This is a genomic window from Rathayibacter sp. AY1B4, from assembly GCF_002932815.1.
In the GTDB taxonomy this organism is placed as follows: Bacteria; Actinomycetota; Actinomycetes; order Actinomycetales; family Microbacteriaceae; genus Rathayibacter.
Genome location: NZ_PSWN01000013.1, coordinates 66,745 through 83,480, shown reverse-complemented (window position 1 = coordinate 83,480; position 16,736 = coordinate 66,745). Strand labels below are relative to the sequence as shown.

The following is a 16,736-nucleotide window of genomic DNA, read 5'->3' as shown; positions in this document are numbered from 1 at the left end:
CGCCGCACCCGCCTGCTCGGCCGACTCCGTCGCCGTCACCGCGGTCACGGACGCCACGAGCTACGCGCCCGGCGAGGATCCGACGTAGCTCGACGTCGACGACGAGAACGAGGACACGCTGCCGGCGAAGCCCGCCGCGTGGAAGCCGTTCGGTCCGGAGTACCAGACCGGCTCCTCGCCGGTGCGCTCGTAGGCCGACGCGAGCTCCGCCGACCACTCCTTCTCGAGACCGAAGAGCACGGCCCACGGCAGCAGGCGCTCCGTCACCTCGACCACCTCGACCGGTCCGACCGTGCGCCGGTCCGCCCCGCGGGGCGACTGCAGCATCGCGATCCGGTCGGCCTCGGCCAGGCGGATGTACAGCTCGAGCCCGCGCAGATGGTCGCGCAGCTCCGCGCCCGCGGCCGTCAGCGGCACCCTCGAGACCAGGATCGTCCCGACGACGGCCGCGACGATCGCGACCAGCATCAGCACGAGCGGGAGCGCTCCGCCGAAGGAGCGGGTCATCAGGAGGATCGCGCCCAGGAAAGCGGCCATGACACCCAGCAGCAGCGGGACGATCACGAGCACACTGCCGCCGATCGTCCCGGCCTTCTTCAGTCCCGCCTCGGTCACCCGGTTGCCCAGCGCGGTCCGGAACTGTCCGACGGCCTTGCCGAACTCCTTGTCCTTGCCGGAGAGCTCACGCACCGTCCCCGGCACCCGGCCGAGGGCGATGTCGAGGAACTCGCGGTCGTCGGAGGCGAGGGGCCGCGGGCGTCCCGCGCGTCGCGTCGGCGTCGTCGCAGGGTCGAGCACCCGCACGGCGTACTCCTGCTTCCGCCCCTCCCCCGTCTCCTCGATGCGCACGAGACCGCGGACGGCGGCGTCCAGGAGTCCGGCCGCGGGGGCCTTCGACGTCTTCCGCAGCAGCGCGGCGGAGAGGAACAGCCCCTCCGCGGGCGGGTCGTACTCGGCGACGACGGTCGGGCGGCCGGGAGCGTCGCGGAGCACGGTCCGGCGCCGGCGCACGGCGAGTGCGAGGCCGATCAGGACCGCGGCGAGGCCGCCCAGCTGCACCCAGGACCAGCCGGAGGCGAGGTAGCGGTCGTCGCGCGGCGTGAAGGTCCCGGGAGCGAAGCCGATCGCCACGGTCACGTTCTCCCCCGGAGCCAGCGACTCCCCCGATGCCGTGACGACCGCGCCGTCGCGGCCGATCGGGCAGGGCGTCGTCGAGCCCTCCGGTCCCCGGTAGCAGCTGACGGTCCCCGTCGCGGCGGAGGCCAGCGACCCGGCGAGCTCGACGCGCACGTCGTAGCGGTCGAAGGACTGGCGCCAGCCCGTGCCGTTGACGTCCCAGTAGAACTCGTCCTCGCCGCTGCGCGTGCCGGATCCAGGCAGGGTCGTGTTGTGCTGCGTGTAGGTGAAGACGTAGGTCTGGCTGCCGCTGACGAACTCGTCCGCTGCGCTGGTGACCAGGAGGAAGCCGTCCTCGCGCTCGGTGTCGACCGGCCGCGCCTCCCCGTCGCCGTCGGTGACGGACACCAGGTCGACGTCGGTCGGGTGCCCCTCGTAGTCGAGCGGGATCGCGCGCTGCATGCCGCGGTTCTGCGACGGCGGGAACTCGGCGACGAAGGTCTCGACGGTGGTCAGCGTCGAGCGGCCCTCCTCGTCGCGGTCGAGGCGGAAGTCGGCCGAGTACTCCGAGAACCGGAAGCCGTCCACATCCGCGCGCACGACGCCCGCGACGGGCTGCGGAGCCGCGACGGGCTGCGGAGCCGCCACGGCCTGCGCCGCCGCTCCGCCGACCAGCAGCGGGACCGCGAGGGCCACGGCCGCCGCGCGCCGCGCGACAACCCCCGCCCGGCCGGTCGAGGCGGACAGGATCGTGCCGAGCAGCCCCCACATGCCTGCGATGCTACGCGCCGACGCACGCCCGGCACGTCCCCCGGGCGGACTACTGGAGCAGGAACTGCGTGGGCGAGCCCGAGGGGATGCCGGCGACCGACACCGACAGGTTGTAGGCGGCGCCGCCCGCCTCGACCGCCTCGCGTCCGCCGGAGCAGGTGTCGGCGGAGGAGCGGGTGCGATCCCACGTCAGCGCGCTGCCCATCACCGAGCGGCCCGCCTGGAGGAGCACCGGCAGATCGGCCGCGCCGGTCTGGCAGTCCGTGGAGGTCCAGATCTGCTCGGAGCCGCTCGTGATCGTGAAGACCTGCTTGCTCGTGCCCGCGTCGATCACGCAGTCGGTGCTCGAGATGTTGGCCAGCGAGAGCGAGAGCTGCGGATCCTCGCCGGGCGCGTAGCTCGTGGCGTCCGTGACCGCGGTGACGGCGACGGAGTCGGCCGAGCAGGCGGGTGCGGCGCCGGGCGTCGCACCGGGCGAGGTGGTCGGGTAGAGCGTCGGCAGCACGACGGTCGGCGTGGGGCTCGACGCGGCGTCGGAGCCGGTCATCCGCGGGAGCAGCGACAGCACCACCGCCAGGCCCGCGACGATGACGACCAGCGCGAGCAGCACTCCGGCGCGGCGTCGCCGGTAGACCCGGGAGGGCAGGCGGCGAGGCGGCGGAGTCACCGGGACAGGCTACGACGTGGTGGCGGTCAGAGCGTCTTCAGCATGCGGGTGTTGCCGAGCGTGTTCGGCTTCACCCGGGCGAGGTCGAGGAACTCGGCGACTCCCTCGTCGGGAGAGCGGAGCAGCTCGGCGTAGACCTCGGGGTCGACGACCTTCTCGCCGATCGGCTCGAAGCCGTGACGGGTGAAGAAGTCGACCTCGAAGGTGAGGCAGAACAGGCGCTTCAGGCCGAGCTCGCGCGCGTCGTTCTCGAGGCGCTCCAGGATGTGGTGGCCCACACCCCTCCCGAGCCAGTCCTGCGCGACCGCGAGGGTGCGCACCTCCGCGATGTCGTCCCACATCACATGCAGCGCACCGCAGCCGATCGCCGTCCCGTGGCCGTCCTCGGCGATGCGGAACTCCTGCACGGCGCCGTAGAGCACCACGCGGTCCTTGCCCAGGAGGATGCGCTCGTTCACGAGCGGCTCGCTGAGCTCCTGGATGAAGGGGACATCGCTCGTGCGCGCGCGGCGCACCGGGTACTTCCAATCGGCCATTCGACAAGCCTAGGCCGCACCGGGCGCGGGATCCTGCGAGCAGGCGCCCACCCCCCCGGACGACGACGTGCCCGCCCCCTCGCGAGAGGGGACGGGCACGGGGTCGTCCGGGAGCCTGCTACGACATCAGGTCGGGCGTCGCCGGGCCGGCCGTGGCCGCTCCGGTGGACGCGCCGGCGCTGATCGAGATCAGACGCGGGGTCGTGGTGAAGACGAACCTGTTGTCGGCGAAGTCCACGTGGATGTGGTCTCCGGCGCCGAGCTCGCCGTGCAGGATCCGCTCGGACAGCTGGTCCTCGATCTCGCGCTGGATCGCGCGGCGCAGGGGGCGCGCACCGAGGGCCGGGTCGAACCCGACCTCGATCAGGCGCTCCTTGGCCGGCTGCGTCAGCTCCACCGTCATGTCGCGGTCGAGCAGGCGGTCGCCCAGGCGCTTGATGAAGAGGTCGACGATCTGGAGCAGCTCGGGCTTCGACAGCTGCGGGAAGACGATGACGTCGTCCACGCGGTTGAGGAACTCGGGCTTGAAGTGCTTCTTGAGCTCCTCGTTGACCTTGCCGCGCATGCGGTCGTATCCGGTGGCGTTGTCGCCCTCGATCTGGAACCCGACGGGACCACCGGCGATGTCACGAGCACCGAGGTTGGTGGTCATGATGATGACGGTGTTCTTGAAGTCGACGACACGGCCCTGGCCGTCGGTCAGTCGACCCTCCTCCAGGATCTGGAGGAGGGAGTTGAAGATGTCCGGGTGCGCCTTCTCGATCTCGTCGAAGAGGACCACGCTGAACGGCTTGCGGCGCACCTTCTCGGTGAGCTGGCCGCCCTCCTCGAAGCCGACGAACCCGGGAGGGGCGCCGAACAGCCGCGAGACGGTGTGCTTCTCGCCGTACTCCGACATGTCGAGCGAGATCATCGCGTTCTCGTCGTCGAAGAGGAACTCGGCGAGCGCCTTGGCCAGCTCGGTCTTCCCGACGCCCGTGGGGCCGGCGAAGATGAACGAGCCCGAGGGGCGCTTGGGGTCCTTGAGGCCCGCGCGGGTGCGGCGGATCGTCCGCGAGAGGGCCGCGATGGCCTCCTCCTGGCCGATGACGCGCTGGTGCAGGGCCTTCTCCATGAAGACGAGCCGCGAGGACTCCTCCTCCGTGAGCTTGAAGACCGGGATGCCCGTCGCCTGGGCGAGGACCTCGGCGATCAGGCCCTCGTCGACCACGCCGGTGGCCTTGACGTCGCCCGACTTCCACTGCTTCTCGAGGCGCAGGCGCTCACCGAGCAGCTGCTTCTCCTCGTCGCGGAGCGACGCGGCCTTCTCGAAGTCCTGGTCCTCGATCGCGGCCTCCTTGGCGGAGCGGACCACGGCGATGCGGTCGTCGAAGTCGCGCAGCTCCGGCGGCGCCGAGAGGATCGAGAGGCGCAGGCGTGCGCCTGCCTCGTCGATCAGGTCGATCGCCTTGTCGGGGAGGAAGCGGTCGCTGATGTAGCGGTCGGCCAGGTTGGCCGCCGAGACGATCGCGCCGTCGGTGATGGACACCTTGTGGTGCGCCTCGTAGCGGTCGCGCAGGCCCTTGAGGATGTTGATCGTGTGGGGCAGCGACGGCTCCGCGACCTGGATCGGCTGGAAGCGGCGCTCGAGAGCGGCGTCCTTCTCGAAGTGCTTGCGGTACTCGTCGAGCGTGGTCGCGCCGATGGTCTGCAGCTCGCCGCGGGCGAGCAGCGGCTTGAGGATCGAGGCGGCGTCGATCGCGCCCTCAGCGGCCCCTGCGCCGACGAGGGTGTGGATCTCGTCGATGAAGGTGATGATGTCGCCGCGGGTGCGGATCTCCTTCGTGACCTTCTTGAGGCGCTCCTCGAAGTCACCGCGGTAGCGGGATCCGGCGATGAGCGAGCCGAGGTCGAGCGTGTAGAGCTGCTTGTCCTTCAGCGTCTCGGGCACGTCGCCGCGCACGATCGCCTGGGCGAGGCCCTCGACGACGGCGGTCTTGCCGACGCCGGGCTCGCCGATCAGGACGGGGTTGTTCTTGGAGCGGCGGGAGAGGATCTGCATGACCCGCTCGATCTCCTTCTCGCGCCCGATGACCGGGTCGAGCTTGTTGTCGCGCGCCGCCTGGGTGAGGTTGCGGCCGAACTGGTCGAGGATCTGCGATCCCCCCTGAGGCTGCTGCTGCTCACCGCCCACGGCGACCTGCTCCTTGCCCTGGTAGCCGGAGAGCAGCTGGATGACCTGCTGGCGCACGCGGTTCAGGTCGGCACCGAGCTTGACCAGCACCTGAGCGGCGACGCCCTCGCCCTCGCGGATGAGGCCGAGCAGGATGTGCTCGGTCCCGATGTAGTTGTGGCCGAGCTGCAGCGCTTCGCGCAGGGACAGCTCGAGGACCTTCTTCGCCCGAGGCGTGAAGGGGATGTGGCCGGTCGGCTGCTGCTGCCCCTGGCCGATGATGTCCTGCACCTGCTCGCGCACAGCGTCGAGCGAGATCCCGAGGGACTCGAGCGCCTTGGCGGCCACTCCCTCGCCCTCGTGGATCAGGCCGAGCAGGATGTGCTCCGTGCCGATGTAGTTGTGATTGAGCATCTTGGCCTCTTCCTGGGCCAGGACGACGACGCGCCGCGCGCGATCGGTGAATCTCTCGAACATGCTGTCACTCCCTACAGAACCCGCAGGGGTGGGCTCCGATACGTCGACTGTAACCAGCGCTCCCCCCGGTGAGCAGGCCTGTTCGCCCTGGGCGTGCACGCGATCCGGGAGGGGTGCGGGCGGCGGTCCCGTCCACCGGTCCATGCGAAGGCATACACTTCCCGCATGAGCAACCTGGAGGAGCATCCCGACGAGCTCCCCGTCGCCGCGGAGCCGGTCCCTCGCGAGCCCGGCGCGGTCGAGATCCTGGAGGCACGGCTCGTCCCGCTCGGCGGTCCGCGTGCGATCGAGGTGCGCCGCACCCTCCCCCAGCGCTCGCGCTCGACGATCGGCGCATGGTGCTTCGCCGACCACTACGGCCCGGTGCGGCTCGGCGAGGAGGCCGGGATGGACGTCCCGCCGCACCCGCACACCGGCCTGCAGACCGTGAGCTGGCTCTTCGAGGGCGAGATCGAGCACCGCGACAGCGTCGGCAGCCTCGCCGTGGTGCGCCCGGGCGAGCTCAACCTGATGACGGCCGGACGCGGCATCTCGCACTCGGAGGTCTCGACCGGGGGCGCGCCCGTTCTGCACGGGGTGCAGCTCTGGGTCGCGCTGCCCGAGGAGGCGCGGCTCGTCGATCCGTTCTTCGAGCACCACCGCGGCGTGCCGGTGGAGCTGCCCGGCGCGCTGGTGCGCGTCTTCGTCGGAGGGATGCTGGGCGCGTCGGTGCCCGCGAGCACCTTCACTCCGCTGGTCGCCGCCCAGATCGACCTCGAGCCGGGTGCCCGGGTCGAGCTGCCGGTCGAGGAGTCGTGGGAGTACGGCGTGCTCGTCGACGCCGGCCCCGTGGCGGTCGAGGGTGCGGACGTCCCGCGCTCGGACCTCGCCTACCTAACGCCCGGCCGCTCGCACCTGGTGCTGGCCGCCGGGGACGCTGGAGCCCGCGTGGTGCTGCTCGGCGGCGAGCCGTTCGCCGAGGAGCTGGTGATGTGGTGGAACTTCGTCGGCCGCAGCCACGACGACGTGGCGTCCGCCCGCGAGCGCTGGCAGTCCGACGTGATCGCCGGGGCGGATCCCGCGGGACCGTTCGGCACCGTCGACGGGTACGGCGGACGCGCGCTCCCCGCGCCCGTGCTGCCGACCGTGCGCCTCAAGCCGCGCCGCCGGGCCTGAGCCGAGACCGTCAGGCCGAGGCGCTCCGAGGCGGGGCCCACGACTCGGGAGCGCGGGAGTCGCGATGATCCCGCTCGACCACCGCGACTCCCGCGCTCTCACCGGCGCGTCAGGACGCGTCCGACTCCTTCTTCGCGGCGGCCTTCGCCGCGGCCTCGCGATCGGTGGCCTCGGCCGTCTCGCGGAAGGCGCGGCGCGGGTCCTGCAGCGCGCTCATCGGCGAGAGGTCGCGCGGAGTGACGGCGTCGACGAGCCAGCCCGTGATGATCCGCCACTTGCGGTCCAGGGTCGGCATCGCCGCTCCGTGGTAGGCGCGGTGGGCGAGCCAGGCGGGGAGGCCGCGCAGCTTCACGCCCTTGATCAGGCCCGCGCCCTTGCCGATGCCGTACTCGGCGACGGTCCCGACGGAGGCGTGGCGGTACTCCTCCACGGTGCCTCCGGTGAGGTCGGCGATGATGTTGCGCGCCAGGAGCTTGGCCTGCCGAACCGCGTTCTGCGCGTTCGGCGGGTAGTACGCGGGCTGCTTCTCGCTGGTGAGGTCCGGCACCTGCGCGCCGTCGCCGGCCGCCCAGGCGCCGCCCACCGGCTCGCCGTCCTCGCGGATGACCCGCAGGCGCGCATCCGCCATGACGTGGCCCTTCGGCCCGCGGGGCGCGTCGGTCGCGTCGAGGATCGGGTTCGGCTTCACGCCGGCGGTCCACACGATCGTGGCCGTCGGGATGCGCTCGCCCGAGGAGAGCTCCACGACGCCGTCCTCGCAGGAGGGCATCGTCGTCTTCAGGTGCACGTGCACGCCGCGCGAGCGGAGGTGGTCGAGCGTCCACCTCGAGAGCTCGGGACCGACCTCGGGGGCGACCCGGTCCAGCGCCTCGACGAGGTGCCAGGTCACGTCGCCCATCGAGAGGGAGGGCTGTGCGGCGAGGGTCTTGCGGCTGAGGTCGAGCAGCTCGCTCAGCGCCTCGACGCCGGTGTAGCCGCCGCCGACGAAGACGAAGGTGAGCAGGCGCCGGCGCTCGGCGGGATCGGTGGTGAGCGCCGCCTTCGCGATGTTCTCGATGACGCGGTCGCGCAGGTGCGCCGCCTCCTCCACCGTCTTGAAGCCGATGCCGTGCTCGGCGAGGCCCGGCGTGGGGAACGTGCGGGTGACGGCTCCGAGCGCGAAGACGACCTGGTCGAACTCGATCGTGCGGGTGGAGCCGTCCATCGCGGCGACGGTGGCGCTGCGCTCGGCGAGGCTCACGCCGGTGATCGCGCCGCGGATCACGCGGGTGCGCTTGAGCGCGGAGACCAGCGGCACCGTGACGTGGCGCGGCTGGACGTGCCCGCCGGCGACCTCGGGCAGCAGCGGCTGGTAGGTCATGTAGGGGTTCGGCTCGACGACGGTGACGTCGATCGGCGCCTCCCCCCGTCTCTTCTCGAGGCCCCAGGCCGTGTACAGGCCGACGTAGCCGCCGCCGAGGATGAGGATGCGCGTCGTACGGGATGCCGTCATGTCCGTTCCCTTCTCGAACCCGGCGCCGGGCAGGCGGAACCGGATGGTGCTGAGGACGCTCCGACGCTACGCGGGGCGCGGCGGCCCGCACAGGGCCTTGCGCGACGAGCCGGGGCCGCGCATCCTCCGCCTGCGGGCGGACGGGAGCCGCGCTACTGCAGCGCCGAGGTGAGCCGCGCCAGGTTGTCGAGCAGGGTCGAGCGGAGCGGCTGCTGCCGCCACTCGCGGAGGGTCAGCTCGCGGGAGTGCTCGCGGTAGTCCTGCTGCACCTGGCGCAGGTCCTCGACGAACTCCGAGCCGCGCACCATCAGCGAGACCTCGAGGTTGAGCGTGAAGGAGCGCATGTCCATGTTGCTCGAGCCGATCACGGCGACGTCGTCGTCGATCGTGAAGTGCTTCGCGTGCAGGATGGTCGGCTTGCGGTACATCCAGATGCGCACGCCCGCGGTCAGCAGCGTCTCGTAGTACGAGCGCTGGGCGTGGTAGACCACGGCCTGGTCGCCGATCTCGGAGACGAAGAGCTCCACGTGCACGCCCCGCCGGGTCGCCGTCGTGATCGCGTAGAGCATCGCCTCGTCGGGCACGAAGTACGGGCTGGTGATGATGATCGACTTCTGCGCCGAGTAGAGCAGCGTCAGGAACAGGCGCAGGTTGTTCTCGCCCTCGAACCCCGGGCCGCTCGGCACCACCTGGCAGTCGATGGTGTCGCGCTGCTGCAGCGCCTCCATCGGCTCCGACTCCCGCAGGAGCAGCTCGTCGGTCTCGCTGTACCAGTCGGTGATGAAGATGGCGTTGATGCCCTGCACCACCGGCCCCTCGAGGCGCACCATCAGGTCGTGCCAGTGCAGGCCGCGGCGGATGTTGCCGCGCTTGTTGTAGCTGGAGTCGACGACGTTCTGCGAGCCCATGAAGGCCGCGTTGCCGTCGACGATCAGCAGCTTGCGGTGGTTGCGCAGGTCCGGCCGCTGGTACTGCCCGCGCCACGGCCGCACGGGGAGCATGTACGACCACGAGGCGCCCGCCCGCTCGAGGGCGCGCAGCCGGCGGTGGGTGCCGCTGTAGTAGCCGGGCACGCGGATCGACGCGATGTGGTCGAGGAGGATCCGCACCCGCACCCCGCGCGCCACCGCGCGGTCGAGCGCGTCGAAGAAGGGCGCGGTGGTCGAGTCGGCGGCGAGGATGTAGAACTCGCAGTGCACGTACCGGCGGGCGCGGTCGATCTCGGCGGCCATCGCGCGGATGGTCTGCTCGTAGTCGCCCTGGAGGCGCGCATCGTTCCCGCCGACCAGCGGCATCGCGCCGAGGTTGCGGTTGAGGGTGACCACCGACTCCAGCCACTGCGGCCACGGGTGCTCCCGGGCGACGCGGTCGATGCCGTCGGTCGACTCCAGGATGAACCGGTTGATCTCCTGCTGCTTCCGGCGGCGCTTGCGCGGCAGCCGGTAGCTCCCGATGAAGAGGAACAGCAGGATGCCGACGTACGGGATCAGGAAGATCGCCATCAGCCAGGCGAGGCCGGTGGTCGGACGACGGTTCCGCGGCACGACGATCACGGCGATCACGCGGACCACGAGCTCGACGACGACGGCCGCGATCGGGAGGATCACGGCCCAGTCGGGTGCGGGCACCGCGCCTCCTCGTTCGTCGTGCGGAGCCGATCAGCGGGCGCGGGAGGCACTCGCGAGGCGGCGGTGGTCAGGAGGCGTCGCGGGGAGGCAGGCCGCGGCGCTCGCGCTCGCGGGCCTCGATGCGGTCGTACGCGCGGCGCTCGTTGCGGTCCGAGCGGATGAGGGCGCGCATCACGAACCAGAAGATGGCTCCGACCGTGATCGTCGGCACGAGGGCCCACAGCCCCTGGTTCCACAGCTCCCAGTCCATGCGGCGATCCTACCCGCGGCACCGGCGCGGGAGCCGTGAGCCCGGAGGCCCGTGCGCCCAGCGGCCTTCGCGGGCGCTGGGCGCTACTGGCTCTCGACCGACTTGTTCAACGCCGCGGCATCGGAGTTGAGGCCCTCCAGCTCCGAGCGCAGGCCGTCGTACACGGCGATGTCCGCGTCGATGGCGGCCCGGGTGGCGTCGACGGCCTGGCTGCGGGCGAGCAGATCGGCGCGCTCCGTCTCGAACTCGGCCGTCGATCCGAAGTCGCCGCTGTCGGCGCGCGAGTTGAAGTCGTCGATCTCGACGTTGAGCGCGTCGTACTCGGCGTTGTTCGCGTCGACCCGCGCCGTGAGGTCGGCGTACATCGTCTCGATCCGGGAGACCAGGTCCTCGATGCGGTTCTCGAGATCGGTGAAGACCGCCTCGTAGCGGGCGTTCAGGCCCACGACGACCGAGCGGTCGTCGAAGAACTCGGCGTAGTGCGCCTCGAGCGCCGGCGGCAGGTCGGCCACCTCGGTCCCCAGGATCGAGTGCAGCTCGTTGACGCGCTCGCCGAGGCCGCCGGTGCGGTACAGCTCGAGGCGCTCGGCGATCGTGCCGTCCTGCGGGAGGGTCTCGTACGCGGCCTCGAGCTCGTCGCCCAGCTCGGCCTGCTCCTCCGCGTCGAGCCGCACCCACGCGGCGTGCAGCATCTCGTGGGCCGCCGTCACGTCGCGGATCCCGTCGAGGTCGGGGTTGGCGACGTCCGAGATGTAGATGCTGGTGCCGGTGTAGCAGCCGAGGACGATGTCGTCGGAGGCGCCGTAGCCGCAGAGGTCGTTGAAGCCGGCGGTCGGCTCGACCGACGGGCTCGACGCGTAGTAGAGGGCGCGGCCGCGGTCGGACATGGCGGTCCGCTCCGCGAAGCCGGCGATCGTGGGGTCGGGCGTGAACGCCTCGGCCGCCCGCCGGTCGGCCAGCGCGGTGCCGACGTCGCCGGAGGAGGTGAGGACGCTCGCGGCGACCGCGGTCCCCACTCCGAACTGCGCGATCGTGAGGACGCCCGCCGCGACGGCCGCGACGATGCTCGATGCCCTGACCATGTCTCCCCCTCGGCTCCTGCGACCCTACTTGACGAGCGGGAAGAGGATCGTCTCGCGGATCCCGAGGCCGGTGATCGCCATCAGGAGGCGGTCGATGCCCATGCCCATGCCGCCGGTGGGGGGCATGCCGTGCTCGAGGGCGCGGAGGAAGTCCTCGTCCAGGCGCATCGCCTCGTCGTCGCCGGCGGCGGCCTGGCGGGCCTGCTCGACGAAGCGCTCGCGCTGCACGACCGGGTCGATCAGCTCGGAGTAGCCGGTGGCCAGCTCGAAGCCGCGGACGTAGAGGTCCCACTTCTCGACGACGCCCGGGATGCTGCGGTGCGCGCGCACGAGCGGCGAGGTGTCGACGGGGAAGTCCATCACGAAGGTCGGACGCGTCAGGCCGCCCTTCACGAAGTGCTCCCACAGCTCCTCGACGTACTTGCCGTGCGTGGGGACGTGCACCTCGACGCCCTCGCGCGCGGCGAGGGTCTCGAGCTCGGCGAGCTCCGTCTCCGGCGTGATCGCGATGCCTGCCGCGAGCGACAGGCTCTCGTACATCGAGATGCGGTCCCACCGGCCGCCGAGGTCGAACTCGGTGCCGTCGGCCCAAGTGACCACGTGCGAGCCCGCGACGGCCTGGGCCGCGTTCTGGATCAGCTCCTGGGTCAGGTCGGCGATCGAGTTGTAGTCGCCGTACGCCTGGTAGGCCTCGAGCATCGCGAACTCGGGCGAGTGCGTGGAGTCCGCGCCCTCGTTGCGGAAGTTGCGGTTGATCTCGAAGACCCGGTCGATGCCGCCGACGACCGCCCGCTTGAGGTAGAGCTCGGGCGCGATGCGCAGGTACAGCTCGGTGTCGAACGCGTTCGAGTGCGTGGCGAAGGGGCGGGCGGATGCGCCGCCGTGCATCACCTGCAGCATCGGGGTCTCGACCTCGAGGAACTCGTGCGAGGCGAAGGTGTCGCGGAGGGAGGCGTTCACGCGGGCGCGGGTGACGACCGTCTCGCGGGCCTGGGGGCGCACGATCAGGTCGAGGTAGCGCTGGCGCATCCGGGTCTCGTCGCCGAGCTCGTTGTGCAGGTTCGGCAGCGGCAGGATCGACTTCGCGGCGATCGTCCACTCCGACACCCACACGCTCAGCTCGCCGCGCTTGCTCGAGACGACCTCGCCCTCGACGAAGAGGTGGTCGCCCAGGTCGACGAGCTCCTTCCACGCCGCGAGCGACTCCTCGCCCACGTCGCCGAGCGAGACCATGGCCTGGATCCGCTCGCCGTCGCCGGCCTGCAGGGTCGCGAAGCAGAGCTTGCCCGTGTTGCGCTGGAACACCACGCGGCCCGCGAGGCCGACGCGCTCGCCGGTCTTCACGTCCGGCTCGATGCCCTCGTGGCGCGCCCGGACGGCCGCGATGGTGTCGGTGACTCCGACCGCGACGGGGTAGGCGCCGGCGCCGAGGTCGTCGCCCGCGAGCTCGAGCAGGCGCTCGCGCTTGGCGAGGCGGACGGCCTTCTGCTCGGAGGCCTCCTGCTGCGCGGCCCGCTCGGCGGCGGCCTGCTCGGAGTCGGACTGCTCGGCGGCGGGGGTCGTGGTCTCGGGGACGTCGGGGGTGTCGGCCATGAGGGGTCGCGGTGCTTTCGGTTCGGGGCGGACGGCCGCGATCAGGCGAGCAGGATCGGGGCGTTGTCGAGGAGGCGGGTGGTGCCGACGATCGCGGCGACGAGCACGAGTGCCGGGCCGCGGTGGTCGGCGTCGACCGGGAGGAGCGTCGCGGGATCCACGACGACGAGGTAGTCCAGCTTAACGAGCGGCTCGGCGTGCGCGACGGCCTCGGCGGCCTCGATCGCCGCGGCGGCACCGCGGTCCGCGGCTTCCGCGGCGGCCGCGAGGAGGCGCGGCAGCACGAGGCCCGCGCGGCGCTGCTCCTCGTCGAGGTAGCGGTTGCGGCTGGAGCGGGCGAGCCCGTCCTCCTCCCGCACGATGCCGACGCCCTCGATCTCCACGGGCAGGTCGAGGTCGCGGACCATGCGGCTCACGAGGAACAGCTGCTGCGCGTCCTTCTGCCCGAAGACCGCGACGTCCGGCTGGGCGATGCTCAGGAGCTTGGCGACGACGGTGAGCATCCCGTCGAAGTGGCCCGGCCGCGCGCGCCCCTCGTAGAGGCCGCCGACCTCGCCCGCGACGACCCTCGTGGAGGACGGCCCGTCGGGGTACATCTCGGCGACTCCCGGAGCGAAGAGGAGGTCGGCCCCGGCCGCGTCGAGCAGGGCGGTGTCGCCCTCGAGGTCGCGCGGGTAGCGGTCCAGGTCCTCGGTCGGACCGAACTGCAGCGGATTCACGAACACCGACACGACGACGACGTCGGCCAGCTCGCGCGCCCGCTCGACGAGGGCGAGGTGCCCGGCGTGCAGGGCGCCCATCGTCGGCACGAGCGCGATGCGCCGACCGGCCCGCCGCGCCTCCTGCAGCCGCTCGCGGAGGTCGCCGATGCGGTGGACGGTGCTGATCACCCGACGATGCTACCGGCGGTCCCGCGGCCGCCGGGGCCCTCGGCACCGGGACGCCGTGCTCCTCCGCGAGGCACCGCCTCCCGAGCGGCGTCCCACCCGGGGAGCGGCGTCACGAGCGGCGCCGCGCGTCAGCCCGCCGCGCGGCGCAGGGCGTCGTCGACGGAGGAGCGGACGAGGCTGGAGAGGAAGAAGCCCGGCTTCTCGACGCCGATGCCCGCCAGCAGTCCCGCCGCCTGGTCGACGATCGCGGTCGAGAAGGTCGTGGCGGTCGAGACGGCCTCCGCGTAGGCGGCGCGGTCGGACTCCGCCACGGTCACCGGCTCCCCGCCCATCTCGACCACCAGCGCCTGCGCGATCGGCAGCACCGGGCCCGGTGCCGACACGGCGAAGTAGGTCTCGGCGAGGCGCGCCAGGTCGAGGCTGGTGCCGCTGAAGGCCATCGCCGGGTGGACTGCCAGGGGGATGACCCCGGAGGCGAGCGCCGGAGCGAGCACCCCGTAGCCGTGCTCAGGCGCCGTGTGCAGCACCAGCTGGCCGGGCTGCCACGCTCCGGTCGCGGCGAGCCCCGCGACCAGGGCGGCGATCTCGCTCCCGGGGACGGCGACGATCACCAGCTCGCTGCGCTCGACGAGCTCGGGGATCGCGAGCACGGGGACTCCGGGGAGCAGCGCGTCGGCGCGCTCGCGGCCGCTCTCGCTGGTGGTGGCGATCCCGATCACGGCGTGGCCGGCCCCGGCGAGCGCGGCACCGAGCACCGGGCCCACGCGTCCGGCACCGATCACGCCGACGCCCAGGCGTCCGTCGCGGCGGGTCTCAGGCATGCGGTTCCCCCTCCGGAGCGGGCCAGTCGGGCAGGGCGGGTGCGGCCGCCCGCCGCCCCCACTGGTGGCTCGCGTCGCGGTCGGCGGCCCGCACTCCGGCCGTCGCGAGGCTCTCGAAGAAGGCGAGTCCGTCGGCTGCGCTCATCACCGGCACGAGCGGAGTGACGGGGCCGGCCACCGTGTGCACGCGCGCCGAGGCCAGCCCGAGCAGGCGCTGGAGCGGTCCCTGCTGGACCCCGACGCTCTGCATCCGCGCCAGGGGCACCACGGCGACCCGCCGCCAGACCGCTCCGCTGCGCAGGATCGCGACCTCGTCCGTCAGCCGGTACCCGGTCCTCCGGAACGAGAAGGGGCGGAGCCACACCGCCGAGCGCGGCGCCCGGGTGAAGCCGGCCGCGTCGCGGTGCCGGAGTGCGTCTCCGACGGGCGTCGACTCCGCTCCCTCAGCCGGTCCGGGCAGCAGGAGGGCGAGGACGCGCTCGACCGCGGCGAGGTCGCCGACGGGCAGGATCGTGGTGTTCGGCTCGCCGTTCGCCCCGCGGGAGGCCGCGTGGCCGGCGCGGTCGATCCGCACCTGCCACCAGCCGAAGGGGCGCCAGAGCAGCGGCTGAGTGATCTCGACGGCGTGGATCCGGCCGGGCGGGATCGTGTCGCTGCTGGTCGAGAGCACGCCGTAGCCGACCCGCACGCCGTCGGGCGTCGCGGCGATCGAGTACCGGAGCGAGCGCACGAACTGGCGGACGTAGTAGCTGCCCGAGCCGATCAGGCCCGGCAGGATCGCGAAGAGCACGTAGGGCGAGCCGTAGACGGCGACGAACACCACGGCGACGACCGAGGCGGCCAGGAACAGCGTGAAGCCGCTGAAGACGAGCGAGCCGAGGAGTCGGCCCGGCGGGATCGAGACGACCGACTCGGGCGGCGTCTCGTCCTGAGGCTCACCGAACTCCTCCAGCCGGCGCGCCAGGAACCCGCCCGCCGGAGCCGCACCGTCGACCGTCGCCTCCCGCTCGCGCACCCCGGAGGCGAGCCGCAGGATGTCGCGGCGCAGGGCGTCCACCAGCCGCGAGCCGAGGTACGACAGCTGGACGTTCGCGTCCTGCCCGGCCACGCTCACCTCGAGCTTCGCGGCCCCGAACAGCCGGGCGAACAGCGGACGCTGCACCGCGATGCCCTGGATGCGGTCCAGCCGCGCCCGCCGGTTGGTCCGGAAGAGCACGCCGGAGCGCACCTCGACGACCTCGTCGGTGATGCGGAAGGTGTGCATGCGCCAGGACAGCCAGAACGCGAAGACGGCGACCGCCAGGCCCACCGCGACCGCCAGCAGCGCCCAGCCGACGAGGCCGCGGCGCAGCAGCTCATCGACCGGATCGCCGCTCTCGAAGCCCTCCGGCCCGGGCAGGAACAGCTCGACCAGGCGCTCGCGGAGGTTCGTGATCACGATGCCGAGGACGACCAGCAGGCCGATCCCGCCCTTGAGGACCGGGGTCGCGGGATGGAGGCGGTGCCACTCCCCGTCGGCGAGGTCCGTCTCGACGGCGCGGAGCTCGGTCACAGGCCGGCCCGGCGCGACTCGGCGAGCTCGACCAGGCGGTCGCGGAGCTCCTCCGCGTCCTGCTCGGCCAGGCCCGGGATGCTGACGCCGGTCGCCGCGGCGGCGGTGACGAAGCGGAGGTCGGCGAGGCCGAGCGCCCGGGCGAGCGGCCCGCGGTTGACGTCGATGAGCTGCATCCGCCCGTACGGCACCGACACGAAGCGCTGGAACATGATGCCGCGGCGGAAGAGCAGGTCGTCCTGGCGCAGGAGGTAGCCGTAGGCGCGCGCACGGCGCGGGGCCACGATCAGGAGGGTCACCGCGAGGGCGGCCGCGGCGGCCAGCGGGATCCAGCCCCACGGCAGGCCGATCAGCATCAGCACCACGGGCACGGCGAGCAGCAGCACGCTCGACACGACGGCCGACACGATCTCGACCGCGACGTACCGGGGCGAGACGCGGCGCCACTCCCCCGTGATGTCGAGACGGTCCCGCCGGCGTCCCCTCGCGTCGCGGCGGGTCGTCGGCGACGCGCCCTCGGGCTCGGCGGGCATGGCGTCGTCCTCACTGCCCGC

General features: G+C 72.4%; 14 protein-coding genes. 1 reads left to right on the top strand and 13 read right to left on the bottom strand.

Annotated features, from left to right (window positions below; genetic code table 11):
* Window positions 1-60: 60 nt before the first annotated feature.
* The 4 genes from C5D66_RS10530 to C5D66_RS10515 all read right to left on the bottom strand — a co-directional run bounded on the left by C5D66_RS10530 (window position 61) and on the right by C5D66_RS10515 (window position 5,719).
* Window positions 61-1,887, bottom strand: a complete 1,827-nt coding sequence (locus C5D66_RS10530) for a DUF2207 domain-containing protein (protein ID WP_104326899.1) — start codon at window positions 1,885-1,887, stop codon at window positions 61-63.
* A gap of 49 nt (window positions 1,888-1,936) precedes the next feature.
* Window positions 1,937-2,554, bottom strand: a complete 618-nt coding sequence (locus C5D66_RS10525; RefSeq protein WP_104224088.1) for a hypothetical protein — start codon at window positions 2,552-2,554, stop codon at window positions 1,937-1,939.
* A gap of 26 nt (window positions 2,555-2,580) precedes the next feature.
* A complete protein-coding gene (locus C5D66_RS10520; protein WP_104234293.1) occupies window positions 2,581-3,090 on the bottom strand; it encodes an amino-acid N-acetyltransferase in 510 nt (169 codons plus the stop codon).
* Window positions 3,091-3,208: 118 nt separating this feature from the next.
* Entirely contained in the window at window positions 3,209-5,719 is a 2,511-nt protein-coding gene (locus C5D66_RS10515; RefSeq protein WP_104234294.1) for an ATP-dependent Clp protease ATP-binding subunit, read from the bottom strand.
* 165 nt (window positions 5,720-5,884) lie between these two features.
* Here C5D66_RS10515 and C5D66_RS10510 point away from each other — a divergent pair, with 165 nt between their 5' ends.
* Window positions 5,885-6,874: a pirin family protein gene (locus C5D66_RS10510; protein WP_104255541.1), complete on the top strand. Its 990-nt coding sequence runs from the start codon at window positions 5,885-5,887 to the stop codon at window positions 6,872-6,874.
* A gap of 109 nt (window positions 6,875-6,983) precedes the next feature.
* Here C5D66_RS10510 and C5D66_RS10505 read toward each other — a convergent pair whose 3' ends face one another.
* From C5D66_RS10505 to C5D66_RS10465, 9 genes are all read right to left on the bottom strand, one after another.
* Window positions 6,984-8,366, bottom strand: a complete 1,383-nt coding sequence (locus C5D66_RS10505) for an NAD(P)/FAD-dependent oxidoreductase (RefSeq protein WP_104255540.1) — start codon at window positions 8,364-8,366, stop codon at window positions 6,984-6,986.
* A 152-nt stretch (window positions 8,367-8,518) separates the two neighbouring features.
* Window positions 8,519-9,994, bottom strand: coding sequence for a cardiolipin synthase (gene cls, locus C5D66_RS10500; RefSeq protein WP_104224093.1), 1,476 nt, complete (start codon window positions 9,992-9,994; stop codon window positions 8,519-8,521).
* Between the two features lie 67 nt (window positions 9,995-10,061).
* Complete coding sequence (locus tag C5D66_RS10495; RefSeq protein ID WP_104224094.1) at window positions 10,062-10,244, bottom strand: hypothetical protein; 183 nt, start codon at window positions 10,242-10,244, stop codon at window positions 10,062-10,064.
* Window positions 10,245-10,327: 83 nt separating this feature from the next.
* Window positions 10,328-11,326 (bottom strand): hypothetical protein, encoded by a 999-nt coding sequence (locus C5D66_RS10490; RefSeq protein ID WP_104255539.1) that lies wholly within the window; start codon window positions 11,324-11,326, stop codon window positions 10,328-10,330.
* A gap of 24 nt (window positions 11,327-11,350) precedes the next feature.
* Complete coding sequence (lysS, locus tag C5D66_RS10485) at window positions 11,351-12,919, bottom strand: lysine--tRNA ligase (RefSeq protein WP_104255538.1); 1,569 nt, start codon at window positions 12,917-12,919, stop codon at window positions 11,351-11,353.
* 41 nt (window positions 12,920-12,960) lie between these two features.
* Window positions 12,961-13,809 carry a pantoate--beta-alanine ligase gene (gene panC, locus C5D66_RS10480; RefSeq protein ID WP_104255537.1) on the bottom strand — a complete coding sequence of 283 codons (849 nt, stop codon included), beginning with the start codon at window positions 13,807-13,809 and terminating at the stop codon, window positions 12,961-12,963.
* A gap of 128 nt (window positions 13,810-13,937) precedes the next feature.
* On the bottom strand, window positions 13,938-14,630 hold the full coding sequence (locus C5D66_RS10475) for a Rossmann-like and DUF2520 domain-containing protein (RefSeq protein WP_104255536.1): 693 nt from the start codon (window positions 14,628-14,630) through the stop codon (window positions 13,938-13,940).
* On the bottom strand, window positions 14,623-16,182 hold the full coding sequence (locus C5D66_RS10470; protein WP_104248064.1) for a PH domain-containing protein: 1,560 nt from the start codon (window positions 16,180-16,182) through the stop codon (window positions 14,623-14,625). Before C5D66_RS10470 ends, C5D66_RS10475 begins: the two co-directional genes overlap by 8 nt.
* Window positions 16,179-16,715: a PH domain-containing protein gene (locus tag C5D66_RS10465; protein ID WP_104255535.1), complete on the bottom strand. Its 537-nt coding sequence runs from the start codon at window positions 16,713-16,715 to the stop codon at window positions 16,179-16,181. The genes C5D66_RS10470 and C5D66_RS10465 overlap by 4 nt, the downstream gene beginning before the upstream one ends.
* Between the last annotated feature and the right edge of the window lie 21 nt (window positions 16,716-16,736).